General features: G+C 42.8%; 11 protein-coding genes and 1 pseudogene. 9 read left to right on the top strand and 3 right to left on the bottom strand.

What is annotated here, in order from left to right:
- The first annotated feature begins 34 nt into the window (after positions 1-34).
- On the top strand, positions 35-832 hold the full coding sequence (locus AB4329_RS20105) for a helix-turn-helix transcriptional regulator (RefSeq protein WP_372139125.1): 798 nt from the start codon (positions 35-37) through the stop codon (positions 830-832).
- Between the two features lie 14 nt (positions 833-846).
- On the opposite strand, the gene AB4329_RS20100 is transcribed toward AB4329_RS20105, so the two are convergent.
- A complete protein-coding gene (locus AB4329_RS20100) occupies positions 847-2,040 on the bottom strand; it encodes a CynX/NimT family MFS transporter (RefSeq protein WP_372139123.1) in 1,194 nt (397 codons plus the stop codon).
- A gap of 132 nt (positions 2,041-2,172) precedes the next feature.
- On the opposite strand from AB4329_RS20100, the pseudogene AB4329_RS20095 reads away from it, so the two are divergent.
- The 7 genes and pseudogenes from AB4329_RS20095 to AB4329_RS20065 all read left to right on the top strand — a co-directional run.
- Positions 2,173-2,801, top strand: a pseudogene (locus AB4329_RS20095) (D-serine ammonia-lyase); the annotation flags it as partial.
- A 209-nt stretch (positions 2,802-3,010) separates the two neighbouring features.
- Complete coding sequence (locus AB4329_RS20090; RefSeq protein WP_065583740.1) at positions 3,011-3,811, top strand: hypothetical protein; 801 nt, start codon at positions 3,011-3,013, stop codon at positions 3,809-3,811.
- A gap of 226 nt (positions 3,812-4,037) precedes the next feature.
- Positions 4,038-4,499, top strand: a complete 462-nt coding sequence (locus tag AB4329_RS20085; RefSeq protein ID WP_102331902.1) for a lipoprotein — start codon at positions 4,038-4,040, stop codon at positions 4,497-4,499.
- Between the two features lie 356 nt (positions 4,500-4,855).
- The gene (locus AB4329_RS20080; RefSeq protein WP_017072180.1) at positions 4,856-5,719 is read left to right on the top strand and encodes a delta-class carbonic anhydrase; all 864 of its coding nucleotides are present in this window, start codon (positions 4,856-4,858) and stop codon (positions 5,717-5,719) included.
- A 146-nt stretch (positions 5,720-5,865) separates the two neighbouring features.
- Entirely contained in the window at positions 5,866-6,816 is a 951-nt protein-coding gene (locus AB4329_RS20075) for a LysR family transcriptional regulator (protein ID WP_372139122.1), read from the top strand.
- A gap of 439 nt (positions 6,817-7,255) precedes the next feature.
- Positions 7,256-8,311, top strand: coding sequence for a DUF1254 domain-containing protein (locus tag AB4329_RS20070; RefSeq protein ID WP_372139120.1), 1,056 nt, complete (start codon positions 7,256-7,258; stop codon positions 8,309-8,311).
- A gap of 437 nt (positions 8,312-8,748) precedes the next feature.
- Complete coding sequence (locus tag AB4329_RS20065; protein WP_248366773.1) at positions 8,749-9,291, top strand: MSHA biogenesis protein MshA; 543 nt, start codon at positions 8,749-8,751, stop codon at positions 9,289-9,291.
- A gap of 96 nt (positions 9,292-9,387) precedes the next feature.
- On the opposite strand, the gene AB4329_RS20060 is transcribed toward AB4329_RS20065, so the two are convergent.
- Complete coding sequence (locus tag AB4329_RS20060; RefSeq protein WP_372139118.1) at positions 9,388-10,770, bottom strand: MATE family efflux transporter; 1,383 nt, start codon at positions 10,768-10,770, stop codon at positions 9,388-9,390.
- A 459-nt stretch (positions 10,771-11,229) separates the two neighbouring features.
- On the opposite strand from AB4329_RS20060, the gene AB4329_RS20055 reads away from it, so the two are divergent.
- The gene (locus tag AB4329_RS20055) at positions 11,230-12,063 is read left to right on the top strand and encodes an alpha/beta fold hydrolase (protein ID WP_017071757.1); all 834 of its coding nucleotides are present in this window, start codon (positions 11,230-11,232) and stop codon (positions 12,061-12,063) included.
- A gap of 714 nt (positions 12,064-12,777) precedes the next feature.
- On the opposite strand, the gene AB4329_RS20050 is transcribed toward AB4329_RS20055, so the two are convergent.
- On the bottom strand, positions 12,778-14,481 hold the full coding sequence (locus AB4329_RS20050; RefSeq protein WP_372139116.1) for a hypothetical protein: 1,704 nt from the start codon (positions 14,479-14,481) through the stop codon (positions 12,778-12,780).
- Positions 14,482-14,507 lie beyond the last annotated feature (26 nt).

The following is a 14,507-nucleotide window of genomic DNA, read 5'->3' as shown; positions in this document are numbered from 1 at the left end:
ATACACGTACATAATAAGTAAACAAGGGGATGAGATGAATCATCAATATCAAGTGACGATCTTTCGTGCAGAGCAGTTACAAAAACTGCGTAATGTGAGGATTCTATCCCCTAGTATCATTCAGATTATTACAGGCAGTAAGCGCCTGTTTTGGAAAGATTCAGCGGCAGAGCTCTCACATTCTGAGCTGTTGTTGTGTGAGGCATCAGCTTCACTAAGTTTTGAGAACATGCCCCACAAAGGGCGCTTCTTGTCGCGAGTGTTCAGCTTTCAATTCCAACCTTCTCAGGCGATGCTTGATTTAAGTGAGGAACGGTCGAATGATCTGGGACTGCCTACAGTAAAAGCGGATCGAAACTTACAAGACTCACTCAATGCTCTGTTCTCTTTTGATACACAGAGCATGAGCAAAGAGACTCAACAGTTTTGGTTGCAGGGCTTGTACCAGCAATTAGCTGAAAAAGGGGTGTTGCATCTATTGTTTGTCAGTGCCAATGTCTCGTTTAGCCAAAAGCTCAGCCATTACCTTGCACATTCACCAGATGAGAAACATCCATTAGAGTCGGTGGCGGAGCGATTTGCGATGAGCCGAGGGACATTGATTCGGAAGCTCAAACTGGAAGGCATGCAATATCGTGAGGTACTGGCTGAAGTTCGCTTGAGTCACGCGCTTTATCTGATGCAAAACGGACAGCAGAATGTGGCGATGTTGGCTCAGTCTTGCGGTTACCAATCGGAAGGGCGTTTTAGTCAGCGCTTTAAAGGCAAATTTGGTTTGTCGCCAAGTGAATACATCAAAACCGTCGTCAGCCATAGAGTCGCGACGCCATAGTCATTATGTTTGGCTTAAACGCTCACTTTCTTATCTCGTGCTGCCAATGCCGCGAAAATCGTGCACGCAAAGGCAACAGATGCGATCAACAGAATCGGCACACTCCAAGAATCTGTCTGAGCATGAAGCTTACCCACCAGCGTTGGACCAGTGGCTGCCAACGCATAACCGATTCCCTGAGCCATACCCGACAATGATGCGGCTTGGCTGCTATTCGATGTACGCAAGCCAACAAAAGAGAGCGCGATAATAAATGTCGAGCAGTTGGCTAATCCGAACAGTCCCACCCAAAAGATCGCAAACTCAGGCAAATACAGAAGACCAATCAATCCAACAAATACACTCGATGCACATAGAGTGATGAGCCATTGTTGATTGTCACTTTTGGCTAAGAACGGCAGTAACAGCAGCCCCGGAACCATAGTCGAAAATTGCAGAAATCCATAAATGTAGCCCGCGTCGATTTCGCTGTAGCCAAGATCGTTCAATATCTGTGGCAACCAGCCAGCCAAAGAGTAGAAGGTAAATGAGTTAAGCCCAAGCGCTAACGTTACTTGCCACGCTACGCCGCTTTTAATCATCTGTTTCATCGGCAGAGGTTTGTCTTGTTGCTTGTTATTGTTGGCTGAAGGTGAGCGTTTTCTGATTTTAGGCAACCAGATCATCAAAGCTAATATTGGGAATATTAGGTTCATTAACAGTGCTAATTGCCAACCCGTGATCGTAAATAAGGTTAGATTTGAAAACGGCACCATCAAACTTGAGCCTAACGTCGAACCGATGCCCATCGTAAAAATGTACAAAGAAGTGACTGTCGCAATACGAGTAGGGAAGCTAATTTTCACTACAACGGGCAACAACACGTTACCAATCGCGATACCAAGTCCAATCATTACTGTGCCGATGTATAACGTTGGAATTGCTCCAAAAGAGCGCAGTGTAATACCCGTAGTGATCAAAACTAAGCCTAAGAGCAAGCTTGGTTCTAGACCAATTCGTTGGGATATCTTGGTGACTAATGGTGAGAATAAGGCAAAAGTTAACAGTGGCAAAGCTGTTAAGAAGCCAGCAGCCGATGACGTAAGGTTGAGGCCTTCCATAACCTGAGAAAGCACAGGAGCCAAGCTCGTAAAAGGCCCACGAAGGTTAAGTGCTAGGAATAGAATCCCTAACATCACGAAAATGCTATTACGAAGAGAGGCGCTCAAAGGTTGTTCTACTGTTTGCTTATGAGAAGACAGGCTAGCCTACAGATCATTGAATGATTACACAAATACCGTTTAAATAGGTTTACTAATGATTGAACCTGCGCAGTACGCGCTTAGCCAGAAAAGTCACCCATGACTGTATTAAATATCGACAAGCTCATCTCGGACTTCCCACTGCTTCAACAATTGATTGCATTGGAAGAAGTGGTTTGGTTTAACCCAAATGTGACGACTCTGGAGCGCGGTTTGCTTTATGTGGGATTAGGCGAACAAGATATTCACGATGCGAGCATGAGGCTACAAAGGTTTGCTCCCTATCTAGCCAAGGCGTTTCCTGAAACTCAAGCGACCAATGGCATCATCGAGTCTGAGCTTATTGACATTCCATCTATGAAATCAGTATTGGAAGCGCATTATCAGCAGTCTATAAAAGGGCGTTTGATGATGAAGAAAGACAGCCATTTGCCAATTTCAGGCTCAATCAAAGCTCGCGGTGGTATTATGAAGTACTAGCGCATGCCGAGAAGCTTGCGATTGAAGCCGGGTTACTGTGTGAGAGCGATGACTACAGTAAGTTGCTCGAACCTGAATTCCGTGACTTCTTCCAACAATACAGCATTGCGGTAGGCTCCACAGGTAATCTAGGCATGTCGATCGGTATCATGAGTGCCAAATTGGGTTTTACGGTCTCTGTTCATATGTCGGCAGACGCGAGATCTTGGAAGAAAAGCAAACTTCGTGAGCATGGCGTCAACGTTGTTGCAAATATGAGCTGCTAAAAAGATAAGTCATGATAGAAGAGTGTTGTTTATAGCTTGTACACACTCTTTCTCACCTCTAAATCCCACCTTAATTCAAACAATAACTTGCGCAGATCGTTATCCAAAACACACATTTTATAAATTAAGCTTCTTAGATGTTCTAACTATCAGTTAGGTTGAGTGGCATTCAACTTGATAGGGATTGAGCAATGCAGACGGACAAAGTGATACAGACAAGACACATAAACACACCAGAAAAATTACTCCAGCGTTTAGATGCGATTGGGGAGTCTTTGGAAGCATCGGGTAAGGCTCATGCTTTGCTGGGATTGGGCTCAGTAGGTATTGAAACAGAACGACTTGATCAGTATTCAGATGTCGATTTTTTCGCAATAGTGCAAACAGGGCACAAGCAGTATTTCTTAGACAGTTTGCATTGGCTATCTGATATTCACTCAATCGACTACGCAGTGAGAAATACCGTCGATGGCTATAAAGTTCTGTACGCTGACGGAATCTTTTGTGAGTTTGCAGTGTTTGAACCCCACGAGTTAGCGCACATTCCGTTTGCTGAAGGGCGTATTGTTTGGCAGCAACATGAATTTGATACACAGTGTTGTGTTTCACCAATAAAAGGGGAGACAGACACTAATTCCCAAGATTGGATCATTGGTGAGGCTCTAACCAATCTTTATGTGGGTATGTCTCGTTATAACCGAGGCGAAAAGCTGTCGGGCAGTCGGTTCGTTCAATCTTACGCACTCGATCGTTTGATCGATCTTGTGGATCAAACTGAACAGTCTGAGCCTGAATTCGTTGATGAATTTATGTCGGATAGAAGGCTAGAAGCACGCTTCCCTAAGTTTGCCCAATTGCTACCAACCTTTACCCAAGGCTACGAGCGCACCGCTGAATCGGCACTTGCCCAACTAGCATTCCTCAACACCCACTTCGCAGTCAACCAAGCCATGTGTGACCGAATCTCTGAACTGTGTTCCAGTAAAGATTAAGCTTATAGCGTGTGAATCCCCAAGCCTAACTGACACCACCTTTCAGATGATAAGCGGCGGGCAACCTAATTGAGCTCTCGAATTATTATTCTTAAGCACTAAACCCGTACGCTTTTGTTTACTCTTCAAGACCGTGACTGTTCGTGTTTACTCCGCTTATCACTGGATGTCGTCAGCCAAATAAAATACAATCGAACAATGTTTTATTAATTCGTGCTTTATCATTATGATGAGAAAATTACTCATATTCATCGTTAGCCTGTTCTTCTTAACAGCCTGTTCTTCAACGAGTAATCATCAGCTAGACGACGAGACATTGAGCAACGAAGACGCTATGTCGAAAAGTATAGAGGGAGAGAGTAATCTCGAGACTTCAAAGGATACAAACGCTGAGACCAGCGTTGATTCTTCCCATGATTCAATCGTTAATCATCAACCACTCACTAACCTTGATTCAAATAAAGACACGATAGCTCACGCCAATGCAGAGCCAGAATCAGTGGAGCCTTCTCAAATAGAAGCGACAGAAACAACGGAAAGCGATGCTAAGAGTGGCGGTGAAAAAGGCATCGGAAGCTATTTTATTCGTCATAATAAACCGACTAAGACGGTGATTAAATCACTAGAGGGCGTGACAGATGCATTGAACGTCATGACGTTTGGGATATTTGCCACCGGTAACGGTTAAACCGTCAACCAAGAAAGCAAACCAATAGATAAAATGAGACGTGAAGACGATCCAAGTGGTTCGCCTTTTTTGATCTTCTAAATCTGGCCACCGTTCTTCCTAAGAATCGTGCTCACTTATCTGAGCGTTTGAGTCAGACGACGGTCAACAAAGTCGGAAATTATTAGTTCTGGAAGGGACGCGCCGAATTTACCCTGTTTGACTTGTTATATGCATCAAGGGTTCTAATACTCATCCCAAAGTAAGCAATGAAATCTAATCTTACAAAGACAAGTCTTATATTCACTTATGAGCATAGTAAGATGTTTGCTGTTAAGTCGGTTTGGGTTTAGTTATCAATATTCTAGGGAAGAAAAATGAAGAATAAGAGTGTGTTTTTAAGTGCCGCATTGGTGATGTTGTCAGCTCATGCAAATGCATCAGACGCGAACCATGAGTCTGTATCAGATGGAGTTATCGCAGAACAAAGAGCGAAGCTTTCTGAAAATACCCAAGGACAAGGTTTTGGACCGCAAGCTCCACGAGATTTGGGTTCATTAGAAGGTAAAAATACTAGGCTGTTCTCGGATGCCCCTGATTCAACAGCGATGAACTTATGTAATATTCACTTCCATAAAAATGCTGAGCATAAAGGTGGAGAGTTTACTCAATACGCTGGTAACGGTGATGGTAAGGGATTCCAGAGTGGCTTTAAATACACAGGCAAGCTGAGTTCTGCTGAGCTGAAACCATTTGAGGGCAAGGTTTGTCCGAGCGAGCATGGTTCTTTGCATTCGGGTGACACCATTGAAGTTCACTATGTTTATTCAACGGCGCAAGTTGAACCGGGTGAAACACTGGGTGCTTGTTTTAACGATGCGATTACCAACCCGCAACTGCGTGTAGAAACCCAAGTTTACGTATTAGTGAATGACGACAAAGCACCCGACTTTGAAGCGCTCGCTAAACATTCAAAAGTGAACGGCTTACACCAAGCACCAAACATCCCACAAGATACGGGCTCAGCGATCCAATACGCAGGCTCTACAACGGGTCCTGGTTATAATGAGCAAGGTTCACCTTTCCAAGTAACATGGAGCGTTAGACCACAAGTCGCGAAAGTAAATATCGCGACAGTAGGTAGCTGGTGTGAAGGCAATGACTTTAACGAAGATCACGCCCACGGTGTGAGAAACTTGGTGGTTAACCCCGAGTTGTTATCACCCATTCGTAACGACTAAACGATTCTGGCGAACAAAATGATTAAGGCGAGCCAATAGGTTCGCCTTTTTAGTTGGATATAAATGCCATCGTTTAAACAGAGACTTGTTTGTTAGTCACAATGGTGCAATTATTTAACGAGTGATATTACTCGAATGCATGTCTTATGATGACTATCGAACAACAGCTTTCTCGGCTGGATCTAAACTTATTAGTGTCGTTAAGTGTTTTAATCAAAGAGAGGAACGTAACGCGAGCTGCTAATACTTTGTATCTGTCTCAACCTGCGATGAGTCGTACGTTAAGTCGCTTGCGAGAGTTGTTTGATGACCCACTGTTTTATCGAGAGTCTAATGGCTTAGTGCCCACGCAAAAAGCGCTAGAACTGCAAGCACCTTTAGACGAGTTGCTATTGGCGATGAGAAGCCTAGTAACGAAATCTGCGTTTGATCCTGCTGAATGTGTTCAAACCTTTGTTGTTTCTGTGCCGCCATTAATGAGTCGTATGCTTTCTGTGCCCCTTGCTGAACGGTTCATGCACGATGCTCCAAACGCCAGTCTTATCGAATATCCGATTGCAAAAACGCCTACTAGTCAACTGTTATCACGAGATGTAGATTTTACTATTCATATCGAAGCCCCGAGCAATCCAATCGAATTCCCATATGTGAGTCTTGGCCAGATCTATCCGGTATTTTATGTTTCAGAAAATCACCCTTTAGCCCAAGCTGAAAATGTCACGCTTGAGCAGTGCCTCGAATCTCGTTTTGTCGATCTCACGCTCGATATTCGCTCGAATTACGGACTGCAACACCCTGTAGACTCTTTTTTAGCTAAGAATGGAATGCAAAGAGACATTGCTTTTAAAAGCGGACAGCTTCTTACGTTAGTGGAAGTGATGCAGAGTTCGAATACAATTTTGGTTGCGACCCACAAATTGACGGAACTAGAGGGAATAGGCGACAAGATAGTGCCGATATTCTCTCTAGATAATGTTCCCGAGTTAATGTTCGAGCTGTTTTTAATTGAGCATAAAAGAACTGTTACTAGCCCAGCCCATCAATGGTTCAAGAACTTAGTCGTGTCGGTGATTGAAGACGTTGTTTGTGACAGTTGATTAAGGCTACGGACTTTAGAGCTGGCCTAAGCAATAACCAGCTAGAGCAATAACCGACCTCCAGTTTTCATATGGATCTGGTTTAGATACTTCAGCGCCTGTGATTCATAACATGACGTCTTCCTTTCCAGCTTTATTATTTCTAATCATCAGTTGGTTTGCGCTCAGCCAATTTCAACGACAGCCCTAAACTGGATTAATTACCCTACCTGTCTATTGTTAAGCAGTGAGCCTGTTGAAGGTAATCGTTCATCTTAAGAATAAATCGATAGTGGTGACATAACTTTCATGCATATCTCTTATACGGCGATGTCATTTGTGAATTTATGCTGCCTTGATAACATTGTTCACAAGTTGAGCGGTTAACGAACTAACTGTTTGAACAAAAACAAATGGACTATGTATTGATTTAGCGTTATCGATTTATTAGAGGTCAACAATGAAAAAATTAGCATTAGTAGTTTTAGGTTTAAGCGCAGTTTCTCTTTCTTCTTACGCAGCTGAAGAAGTTTCAACTCTGACAGAGTTCTTCAATGCCGATGGTGAAGTGACTACCGTCGACAATTACGCGGTGTACGAAACGTCACGCCAATATTTGAAAAACCAAGAGCTTGTTGGCGTTAATAAATTCCTACACAAACGCGAACTCACGCCAACCGATAAACAGCCTGTGGTTCGAATGAACCGAGACACTTACTACTCAATGGCTGTGATTAACGTTTCGCAAGGCGCGACGATTACGCTACCTGAGATTCCTGAAGGCAAATACATGTCGATGGAAGTGATTACAGAAGACCACCGCATTCAGCCAATGCAATACGGTTCTGGTACGTTTGATCTTTCTACTCATAGTGGAGACCACGTGTATGTCATCGTTCGTACTGATGCGACGTTCACCAAAGATGAAGTTCATAAAATCCAAGATCAGATGAGCATTGATGCAAAAGCAGACGGCAAATTTATGGCAATGCAAGTGGATGAGAAATCATTCGATGAGGTAGAGAAAAACCTTAAAATGGAAATGCCGAAACTACTGAAACGCGATGGTGCTCAGGCGACGTTTGGTATGTTTACCAGCCCTGAAGATGCTTCAAAAGAGATGTTTACCAAAGAGAAGTACGCAGTGGGTGCGGCTATCGGTTGGGGTGGCGCGCAGTTAGATGACAATATTTACGAAGTCTCTGGTAACTTCCCAGCAGACACTTGTCATCAGGCAACCTTTGATGATCCTAAGAACCAAGCGTTTTGGTCGGTAACGGTCTACAACAAGCAAGGTTTCATGTTTGGTGAAGTGGCGAACGTTAGCTCAAACACGGCTGAGAAAAATGCAGACGGCACTTACACAGTAAGCTTTGGTTGTGGTGATGATGCAGTAAACAACATCAAAACAGCGAACGACTCTGGTGTGTTTAACTTAGCTTTCCGCCATTATATTCCAAGCCAAAAAGTACGTGATAGATTCCGAGTACTTCCTTACGTTAAAGCAGTGAACTAATGTTGCGATAGTCGTACAACGATTTATAGATACGCGCTATTACCCATGGTAGTAGCGCGTTTTTTATGGGTTCTATTTTGTTTCTTGTTTTCTTAGTCGGAGAAACAGAGAGGCCGACTCAAAAAATGGTCTAACTTTGGTTATACGCAGCGTGCCTCAGTTCAAATAAATCAATTAAACCTTCTTCCATCGATACTTTCAGTTTCCCCACGTATTTGTTCGAATTTAAACCCGCTGACACCTTATGAGACAGCGCTTCCAGTTATCTTTTCAGCCTCTAAAGGGAACAAATACCACAACCAGCGTTATAAAAAGCGATAGCCGTGGAGTGTTATGAGTCCTATTTGAGGTGTATAGTTATAGGTAATTCATTGGATTATTGAATATTTAAGTTATCAAAAGATGCGGGTGTTATGAAGAAAAACGGCTTTACGTTAATGGAACTAATCGTTGTGATCGTGATAATCGGTATTATTGCTGTAACGGCAGCGCCGAGGTTTCTTAATATCCAAGAATCAGCGAGAGAAGCGGTGCTTGAAGGTGTTGCGGGTGCAATGGAAGGGGTGATCACACAAGTAACCTCTAAAGCTATTATCGCTGGGCTTAATCCCGATGCATCAAACCCAGGTGATCAGAGCAACTATGTAATCGATTTTGGTATCGGTAGTGTTGAGGTCGACTGGGGAACCCTTTGCCCAGAGAGCAGAGGCGAGTCGGGCGACAAATTAACGATGATCGACTTTATGACCTTATCAGATGATGACAGCTTAACCTCTGATTTTGGTAATCGACACACTGTGATCGGGTATGACTACGACTTTACCCAAGCTGAATTAGATAGCACGAACATAACGGATGCGGATCTAGAGACGCGCCAAGGTTGCTTTGTGCTTTATGACTCTTTTGGCCGAACAAATGGCAGCCAATGTCCTGATGAAGGATGTGAGTGTACAGTCCGTATTGTGAACAACAACTGTTAAGCGAACTCATCATTAGATTTTAGAGACAGAATAAAAAAGCGCGTTATTGCCGAGTAGCAATAACGCGCTTTTTTTGTATTAGTTTGATGATTTTTCTTAGTTTGCTATTGCTGCATCTGCTGGCGGCAAGTCACGCTTCTTAATCACGTATCGTAAGCGAAGTAGCATCAGAGCTGCTGAAACACTCAAGCCCGTTAGAATACCAATCCAAAAGCCTTCTTCACCCATTGCTGGAACAATGTGGTCTGTTAAGCCCAACACCATACCCAGTGGTAACGCTAAGCCCCAGTATGAAGCGATGGCTAAGATCATTGGGATCTTGGTATCTTTATAACCACGCAGTGCACCGTTAGCAGACGTTTGTAATGCATCGCTGAACTGGTACATCGCAGTAAAGGTCAACAATACTGCTGCTGTTGCGCTTATCGCTGGGTCAGTGGTGTAAAGTCTAATGATCCATTCTGGGAACAGCAGGAACATCGCTACTGAAAGCAATGAAATCAACGCAGCAACCAAGATACCGACTTTACTGCGCTCAATTGCGCCTAGTTCATCTTTCTCACCTAATGCGTGTCCAACACGAATCGTAATGCCAAATGAGATACTCATAGGAATCACGTAAGTTAGGCTCGAGATGTTAAGTGCAATTTGTGCTGCTGCCACGTTTTCTGCACCAATACGACCAATCATCAGAGCGATTACCGCAAAGATACTGCCACACACCGCAATGTTCATCCCGATAGGCAAGCCTAATCTTAGAAGGTGAAGCATCTCTTTGGTTTTTGGCTTAGCGTCTGCAAAGCTGATAATAGTTTTGTAGTGGTGATGACCTTTAATGTAGGAATACAGCATTCCCGACATCAGCCAATACACCAAACTTGTTGCCCAGCCACAACCTACAGCGCCCATTTCAGGGAAACCAAACTTACCGTAGATAAGCACGTAGTTGACCGGAATATTTACCAACAAACCAACCACAGAAATGATCATTGGCACTTTGGTGTTGTTCATACCCTCACAGAAGCCGTTTAAGGTGTAGAACAGAGCAATACCCGGTACACCAAAGGCTAGGGCGAACGCATAGTCACTGCCAATTGGAATGATCTCAGCGGCTACACCAATCCATTCTAAGATCGGTTTTGCACTCACCAAATAAGCGATGAGTAATACGCTAGAAATTAATGCCAACCAAACCATCTGGAAGAATTCAACAGAGATACTTTGAAAGTCACGTGCGCCGCGGTGGTAAGCGACAACAGGCGTTAACGCCATAATCACGCCACGCAGTAGCAGTAACACTGGGATCCAAAGGCTAGTGCCAAGTGCAATAGCGGCGAGATCGGCAGGGCTTACTTGGCCAGCCATTGTCGTATCGACAAATCCCATGGCTTGGGTAGCTATTTGAGTCAAAATGATTGGAATCGAAAGATGCATAAGCGCACCCGATTCACGAGTAAAAGGACGAAATTTCGTTAGCATGGAAGTTCACAACACCAATATAAATACACGAATGATGGCAGGATGGCCGGTGTGTATTTTAGGATGTGCCCGTTGGGCGGGCGACAATATAAACACCTTACCGTATAGGGTCAAGCATTGGATTTATTGAGTTCAAGTTGCTCTGATATATACCGCCACGTCTTAGCTTCAAATCTAGTGCTGGATAACTCTCCTATTGCCACAATGCCAGCAGAAACACAAATAACCCAATTCCAAGCGTGACTTTTAAAAGTAAGCCAAGAGGGGCTCCACCTTTTGGCGCTTTATTGCAACATCCCATAATCGTTTCCTAGTTATATTGAGCTCGTGAGTTGACCTTAAACCTTCCCCTTACAGTAAGGTCAATAAGTTTATAAAACTTAACCAAATTAACCTTTCTTATCGTGTTGGATTCGTTAAGATAAATCCAAAGTCTGCGATTAGAAGTGTGAGGATAATGTGTTGATAGAAAAGTGGTTAGAGATCGATGGTGATCAGCTTTATTGCTTGTCGACTGATATCAAAGAGTCTCAGGAAACACTGGTGTTGATTCATGGGTTGGGTGAGTCGCATTTATGTTTTGCCGATGTGTTTGACTGGCTACCGAATTACAACTTAGTCATGTTCGACCTGTGTGGTTATGGCTATTCTCCTGCTTCGAATATATCCCACTCAACAGAAACTCAAGCAAATCGAATATTGAAAGCACTCGACTTATTGAGCATCCATGGTTGCTTTCTACTTGGGCACTCTTGGGGAGGCGATACATCGACGTTGATTTGTGAATACGACACGAGAGGCATCGTGCGTGGTTTCATTAATGCTGAAGGCGGACTGCACGAAGAAAGCATCATCCTATCCCAGATTATTGCAGATACATATTCTGAACTAAGCACTGACGAGTTTGCGAACTGGGTGAAAGGAGAAGGTTTCTCAAAACGTTTTCCCATGGCTTGGGGACACGGAGCAGGTGTTAAGTATCTTTCGTCAGTTAGAAGATGTGAGCCAGAGGTTCTTGGTCAAACCGCCAGTGAAATCTACGGACAACATGCGACTCAAGATATCCGTGGCGTGGTTGGCTGGGGACAAATTTTCGAAAACTTATCCATACCTAAAGTATATTTTTGGGGTGCTGACAGCCTAGAGGGTTGTGAGCGTGCGAAAGAGTTTATTAGTACGTTAGACAACGTTTCATTTGAGGGCGCAAACCACTGGGTGCAAAACGATCCGGCCAAGTTCTATGCGGAAGTAGATAAGTTTATTACTGGCGTTACAAATAGAACCAAAACTTAGATATTCAACAACGATAATAGAAAGTCTATATGTGGATTGTTGGTTAGCTGGTGTCGTCTTATAATTAAGTTTGTGACCACAAGGACTGATTCCAAACAGCAAATTTCATGGAAATCTGTGATTAAGATTGTGACTTACCTGTCAAGCGACCTGAGATCACCTTGATACTCACTTAATTAAGTTTGTGACTAGTAGACTTGGTTGTGAAGTCAACGACCTCGAACCTTTGCTTATGAACTGGACTACCCTAGACAAAACGCCTATGCAATAACACTATTAATCATATGAGGTCGAATAGCCTCACGATCCTTTACAGTAAGCTGAAATGCTTTCGGACTCTCACAAAGTTGATTTTCATCTAGACATATGCTGACACGGGGGGAAACAGCCGATCGCAATCACCGAAATACGCATAAGCGACATATTGTTTTTTAAAGTTAACTGGGCTTAGATATCCAAGAGCACTGTCCTTCTTGTTCGATTATAATCAACTTCGATGTGCTTGGATGAAAATACGCAAGTGCTTGATGCATCTCTTCTCGCGGGTGAGGTGTTGCGTTTCAAGTGGCGGAGAGCCTTTAAATCAGAATGCTACCCGAACAAAAAAATGGCCATAAGAAACTAAGATGTTTCATGGCCACATTGTTAGATTAATGTTAAATAAATTGAGCTACGGATACTCCCCATATTTCAGCTTAGTATTAACACAATCATTTACCATCGATAGCCCAAACTAACTGTATATGCTTCTCTTGTTTCACCTTTATTATAAAGGGCTGTGATATTATAGTGTTTACCTATTTGCTTATTAAAACCAATCAAATAAGCCCATTGATTTAGAGAAACATCAACGTCATAAGTGAACTCACCTTGTAACGCATCTACATAACCTAGATTACCGGCTAACGTAGAATCTAAGCCTTGATATTCAGCACCAATTAATAACTGAGCTCTATAATCAACAAGCTGATAACCAACCATTGGTTGAGCAACAAACAGAGTATCACCCCAGCTCGAAGAGCCCTCTAATCGTGTTTGAGATGCGGTCATATTAAGCGTGGCGAAAAATTCTTTATACCCGACGGCTAGTGTAGTACCCACACCTAACAGATCATAGTCAAGACTTAAAGGAAGCTTCAATCGACCAGGGCTACACAGAGGGAGTCCTTCATTGCTTAGCGCACTACATAAGGCATCACCTAATCCAGGATCGATGCCGTTTAAACTATCTTTAACTTCGTTTAAACTCTCCGATGTATATTGCGCATCAATGGTTGCCTTAACTTTAATCTTTCCAGCTAAAGCGTAAACATTCCAGAAAGGCAAAATATAGACATCTCCCCTTATACTAAAACTCTCAGCATTAACTTTGGCGAAGGTCTCTGTCGGTTCAAAGTCCTTATCTAAATTCTGAAGGCCTAATGCTCCGAGACCTAAATTAAAAGATTGAAAGCCAAGATCCATATCTTGATTGCGATAAGCGACAGAAAAACCGTATGGAAGAGGAATATCAATACCTTGTCTACGGACTAAGTCTCCCATCAGTGGGAAAAAACTACTGACCTCGACCTTTTCTTCTCGAATACGAGGATCTGATGCTTCTTCAAGCTTTTCACTATCTAGAACTTCGACACCATCTACATCGTCATAAAAAGCGACGGGAGTCATGAGCAATGACAGAGTAAGCTTTTCTTTTTTTCTAGTTACTCCGTTTGCCACAATGGTTTTGCTTTTAACGTAAAATTGACCATTGTAACGCTCACTGATTAAGATTTCTTGTCTATAATCCTCAATTCTATAAGTACCATAGGTAAATGGTTGCGAATTAGTGATCACCATTTTAACAGGCTTGCGATCTTCAACACTTATCTCAACTCGCATGAAACGAAAATAGGCGACATCTTGAGGTAGTTGATACTTAGAATAGTTAAAACGTACAATTGCACGACGTTCATCTAATTCTTCAACGGTAACCGAAGACCGATCGTAACTATCTGAGTAGGCGCGAAGTCGATATTCTGTTTTAGTCAAATATTCAATGGAGTCTATCGCTCCACCATCTTCTGAGAGTGAAGGTTCACCATCGATTTGAGAAATTTGATCCTGAAAATATTTAATCCTCAAATCAATATTTCCCTTTAAATCTGTTGTTTGCACTAAATAAAAAGATGAAGATGAAGCCTCCTCATTAATTGAAGTGACTTTACGAACGTGCTCAACAATATGATCACCTTGAGATAAAGTACTAATACCATACTTAGGTAGGTGTTCCGGTATGCCATACTGCTCAAAAATCGAAGCTTCTTTTGCATTAGCAATATTAGAGAGTATCAAAAGAAAAGAAAAGAAACTTACGCACCAAGATCTACGAAATAAAATAAAAAAAAATTTCGATGATTTACTTTCATCTCTATCCAACAAACTCTATTTAGCATATGTAGCAT

Source organism: Vibrio sp. 10N.261.54.A5, assembly GCF_041471145.1.
Lineage (GTDB): Bacteria > Pseudomonadota > Gammaproteobacteria > Enterobacterales > Vibrionaceae > Vibrio > Vibrio crassostreae_C.
Note: the sequence above shows the minus strand (reverse complement) of the source record. Positions and strands in the feature narration are given on the sequence as shown.